Origin of the sequence: Alsobacter soli, assembly GCF_003004785.1 — a bacterium.
Classification (GTDB): Bacteria; Pseudomonadota; Alphaproteobacteria; order Rhizobiales; family Beijerinckiaceae; genus Alsobacter; species Alsobacter soli.
Genome location: NZ_PVZS01000064.1, coordinates 1 through 4,069, shown reverse-complemented (window position 1 = coordinate 4,069; position 4,069 = coordinate 1). Strand labels below are relative to the sequence as shown.

Below are 4,069 nucleotides of genomic sequence, written 5' to 3'. Positions count from 1 at the left end.
TGCCGATGGCGAACAGGTAGCCGACCGGGATGTGGTACCAGATCCAGTTGTCCATCCCGCCCGCTTCCAGCACCAGCACACGGTTGCGCGGGTCGGCGGACAGCCGGTTCGCCAGCACGCAGCCGGCGGAGCCGGCGCCCACGACGATGTAGTCGAACGTGCCTTCGGGGGTGGTCTGTGACATCGGAGCCGTTCACCTGGACGCAGGGCCTGCCGACAGGCGGCGCTGCCGGGATTCTCGCCTATATGTTAAAGGGGGCCGGGCCCGGAACGAAGGGGCGCCCGCTCCGGTTCTGGACGCGCATCGCCGCACCGGGCCCGCGGCGCGCGACCTGCACGGGCGAGGACCGCCATGAACATCGCTTTCGCACCCGCCACCGGCCATGGATTGGGCTCTCCCCCAGCCCCGCCGTGCGTGCTCGTCATCTTCGGGGCGACGGGCGATCTGACCCATCGGCTGCTCACCCCGGCCCTCTACAACCTGGAGCGGAGCGGACTTCTCGCCCCGGACTTCGCGATCGTCGGAGTCGGCCGCTCGGACATGAGCGCGGACGCCCTTCGGCAGGACCTGCACGAAGGCCTCCAGCGCTACGCAGCGGGCAAGCAGGGGCCCAACGGCCCATTGCAGGTCGACGAGGACGCCTGGAAGCGGCTGACCGCCGACCTCGACTACCTGGCCGGCGATCTCAACGACCCGCAGACCTACGTGCGACTGGGCGAGCGCATCGCGGCCAGCCGGGGCGGCAAGGGCGCGGAAGGAGGCGTCCTCTACTACCTCGCGGTCGCGCCTTCCCTGTTCGAGCCGATCATCGAGGGGTTGCACAGCGCGGGTCTCACGCGACAGGAGGGCGAGGCCTGGCGGCGAGTGATCATCGAGAAGCCCTTTGGCCATGACCTCGCCAGCGCGCAGGCGCTCAACCGGAAGGTGCTGAGCCTGCTCGGCGAGGACCAGGTATTCCGCATCGACCACTTCCTGGGCAAGGAGACCGTGCAGAACATTATGGCCTTCCGCTTCGGCAACGGCCTGTTCGAGCCCGTCTGGAACCGCGACCACATCGACCATGTCCAGATCACGGTGGCCGAGACCGTAGGCGTCGAAAAACGCGGCGCCTTCTACGACGCCGCCGGCGCCCTGCGGGACATGGTGCCCAATCACCTCGTCCAGCTGTTCACGCTCACCGCCATGGAGCCGCCAAGCTCGTTCCAGGCGGACGCGGTGCGCAACCGCAAGCAGGACGTGCTGCTCGCCACGAAGCCGCTATCGCCCGAGGAGGTCGTCCGCGACGTGGTGCGCGGGCAATATCAGGCCGGCGAGATCGCCGGGGAGCCGCGGGCGGCCTATCGCGGCGAGCCCAACGTGGCCCAGGACAGCCGGACCGAGACCTATGTCGCCATGCGGCTGATGATCGACAACTGGCGCTGGGCGGGCGTGCCCTTCTTCCTGCGCACGGGCAAGGCGCTGGCCCGGCGCACGACGGAGATCGCCATCCAGTTCAAGCACGCGCCGCTCGCCCTCTTCCAGGGCGTCGGCATGGAGCGCTGCCCCGGCAACTGGCTCGTCATCCAGATCCAGCCCGACGAGGGCATCTCGCTCCAGTTCGGCGCCAAGGTCCCCGGGCCACGGCTGCGGCTCGAGCCCGTGCAGATGCAGTTCTCCTATGTGGATCATTTTCAGGCCCAGCCCGGCACCGGCTACGAGACGCTGATCTACGACGCCATGACGGGCGACCAGACGCTGTTCCAGCGGGCCGACAACATCGAAAGCGCCTGGGAGCTGGTGGAGCCCATCCTGGAGGCCTGGCGGGACCCGGCCGCTCCGCTCAGCCCCTATCCGGCTGGTTCGAGCGGCCCGGAGCAGGCCGAGGCCTTGCTCGGCAACCATGGCCGGCGCTGGCGGCCCATCCTGCCGCGCTGACTTTCACGCGGGCGTCATGGCCGCCGCGGCGAACACGGCCCCGCCGCCTGCGAACAGCAGGAGGGGGTGTACGCTCGGTCGGAGGGCGAGGATCCCCGCGGCGGCCCCGGCGACCGCCCAGGACAGGAAGCCCGCCCCGGCGATCTGGAAGATCGACAGCACGCCGGCCAGGATCAGCCCGGCGCCGATCGGGGCGAGCCCACGCTCGAGGGCGGTATGCCAAATGCGCCCGCGATAGCGGTTCCAGGCCAATCCGACCCCATAGCAGAGCACCGAGGACGGCACGAAGAGCGCCAGGGTCGCCACGATCGCGCCGAGCCAGCCTCCCACCTTCCACCCGATGAGGGTGACCAGCATGGAGCCTGGCCCCGGCGCGGCGCGCGAGATGGCGAAGATCTCGACGAATTCGCGGGCAGATACCCACTGGCGCACGTCCACCGCCTGGTGCTGGATCCCCGCGAAGATGCTGGGGCCGCCGCCGATCGACACCAGCGAGAACGGGACGAAGACGGCGACGAGCGCCAGCAGGCTGTCGTTACGCATTCTTGGGCGCCCTTGGCCAGGCCGCTGCGACCGAGAGCGGGGCGACGCACAGCACCACCGGGATCAGGGGCCAGCGCAGGACGCCAACCCCGATGAAGGTGGCCGCGAGCGCCACGGCTCCGCTGAGGGTGGTGGAGGCCTGCCGGCCGGCCCGGATCGCCATCCGCAGCAGCAGCCCGATCGCCGCCGCCGCGACGCCGTCCATGGCCGCGGCGGCCCACGGAATGGCGGAGATGCGGTCATAGACCGCGAGCAGCCCAATGACGGCGAGGAAGGGCGCGGTGAGGAGCGCCAGCAGCGCAACCACGGCGCCTGATACGCCCCGCAGCCGTTGGCCGATATAGACCGACAGATTGGAGACGTTGGCGCCCGGCAGGATCTGCGACAGCGCCATGCCGGACAGGAACTCCTGCTCTGTCAGCCAGCCCCGCAGCTCGACGATCTCCCGGTAGATCCAGGCCGAAAGGCCGCCGCCGAAGCTGAACATCCCGATGCGGAAGAAGATCGAGAAGAGCTCCCACAGCCTGACGCGACCCATGCCGCCCTCCCGAATCCGTGGCCGGGACCGACGGCCGGCTGGAACCTTGTCAGGCCGGGAACGGCGGGGGTCAAGCGCGGGCGCGGCAGGGCTGCGTCGCCCGGCCGCGGCTGGCTTCTCGCGCGTGGAATGCTGTCCCCTGCGCACAGGTGGCGCATCCGTGTCGGCGGTTGTTCGCCTTCCGCGTTGGCCCTAGCCTGCGGGGCGAGGCCACCCCCCGCTTCGAGGCCCGATCATGACTTTGCTGTTCTACGGCCACCCTTTCTCGTCCTACTGTCAGAAGGTGCTCGTGGCGCTCTACGAGAACGGGACCGCTTTTTCCTGGCGTCCGCTCGGGCCAGATTCGCCGGAGAACGGTGCGGCGCTCGCCAGGCTCTGGCCGCTCGGACGCATGCCGGTGCTGGTCGACGACGGGCGGACCTACATGGAATCCAGCATCATCATCGAGCATCTGGCGGCCCGGCGCCCCGGCCCAGTCCGGCTCGTGCCCACGGACGGCGAAGCCGCCCTGGAGACCCGCCTGCTCGACCGGGTCTTCGACAACTACGTGCACACGCCGATGCAGCGCATCGTGTCCGAAGCCCTCCGCCCGGAGGGAAACCCCGACCCGTATGGGGTGGCGCAGGCCCATGAGCTGCTGGAAAAGGCCTATGGCTGGCTGGACGAACGCCTGGACGGGCGCGCCTGGGCGGCGGGACCGTCGTTCACCCTGGCCGATTGCGCCGCTGCGCCGGCGCTGTTCTACGCCGACTGGGTCCACCCCATACCGGTGAAGCACGCCCGCCTGCGCGCCTACCGCGCGGCCTTGCTGGCCCGTGCCTCCTTCGCTCGCGCCGTCGACGAGGCGCGACCGTTCCGGAGCCTCTTCCCGCTCGGGGCGCCTGACAGGGACTGATCCCCGGCGCAGATCTCTGGATGGCGCCCGCGCCGCTCGCGCCTGAGATGCTCCACCCTCCCCGCCGTCATCCCCGGCGGCGCGAAGCGCCGGGAAGGGGATCCAGGGGGACTGGGTGAACGTTTTGGGGACAAGAGCCCCCTGCGCTCCGAAGGGCAGAACAGCGAGGCCGGGGCGC

General features: G+C 70.2%; 5 protein-coding genes. 2 read left to right on the top strand and 3 right to left on the bottom strand.

Going from position 1 to position 4,069, the window contains the following annotated elements; translation table 11 throughout:
* On the bottom strand, nucleotides 1–184 hold a 184-nt coding region (locus SLNSH_RS24200; RefSeq protein WP_158266884.1), incomplete at its 3' end, for a lycopene cyclase family protein.
* A gap of 168 nt (nucleotides 185–352) precedes the next feature.
* Between SLNSH_RS24200 and zwf the strand changes: the two genes are divergently transcribed.
* A complete protein-coding gene (gene zwf, locus SLNSH_RS24195) occupies nucleotides 353–1,915 on the top strand; it encodes a glucose-6-phosphate dehydrogenase (protein ID WP_106340841.1) in 1,563 nt (520 codons plus the stop codon).
* Between the two features lie 3 nt (nucleotides 1,916–1,918).
* Here the strand turns inward: zwf and SLNSH_RS24190 are convergent, their stop codons facing one another.
* Nucleotides 1,919–2,458: a chromate transporter gene (locus SLNSH_RS24190; protein ID WP_106340839.1), complete on the bottom strand. Its 540-nt coding sequence runs from the start codon at nucleotides 2,456–2,458 to the stop codon at nucleotides 1,919–1,921.
* Nucleotides 2,451–2,996: a chromate transporter gene (locus tag SLNSH_RS24185; RefSeq protein ID WP_106340837.1), complete on the bottom strand. Its 546-nt coding sequence runs from the start codon at nucleotides 2,994–2,996 to the stop codon at nucleotides 2,451–2,453. The genes SLNSH_RS24190 and SLNSH_RS24185 overlap by 8 nt, the downstream gene beginning before the upstream one ends.
* 235 nt (nucleotides 2,997–3,231) lie before the next feature.
* Between SLNSH_RS24185 and SLNSH_RS24180 the strand changes: the two genes are divergently transcribed.
* A complete protein-coding gene (locus SLNSH_RS24180) occupies nucleotides 3,232–3,891 on the top strand; it encodes a glutathione S-transferase family protein (RefSeq protein ID WP_106340835.1) in 660 nt (219 codons plus the stop codon).
* Nucleotides 3,892–4,069: the final 178 nt, after the last annotated feature.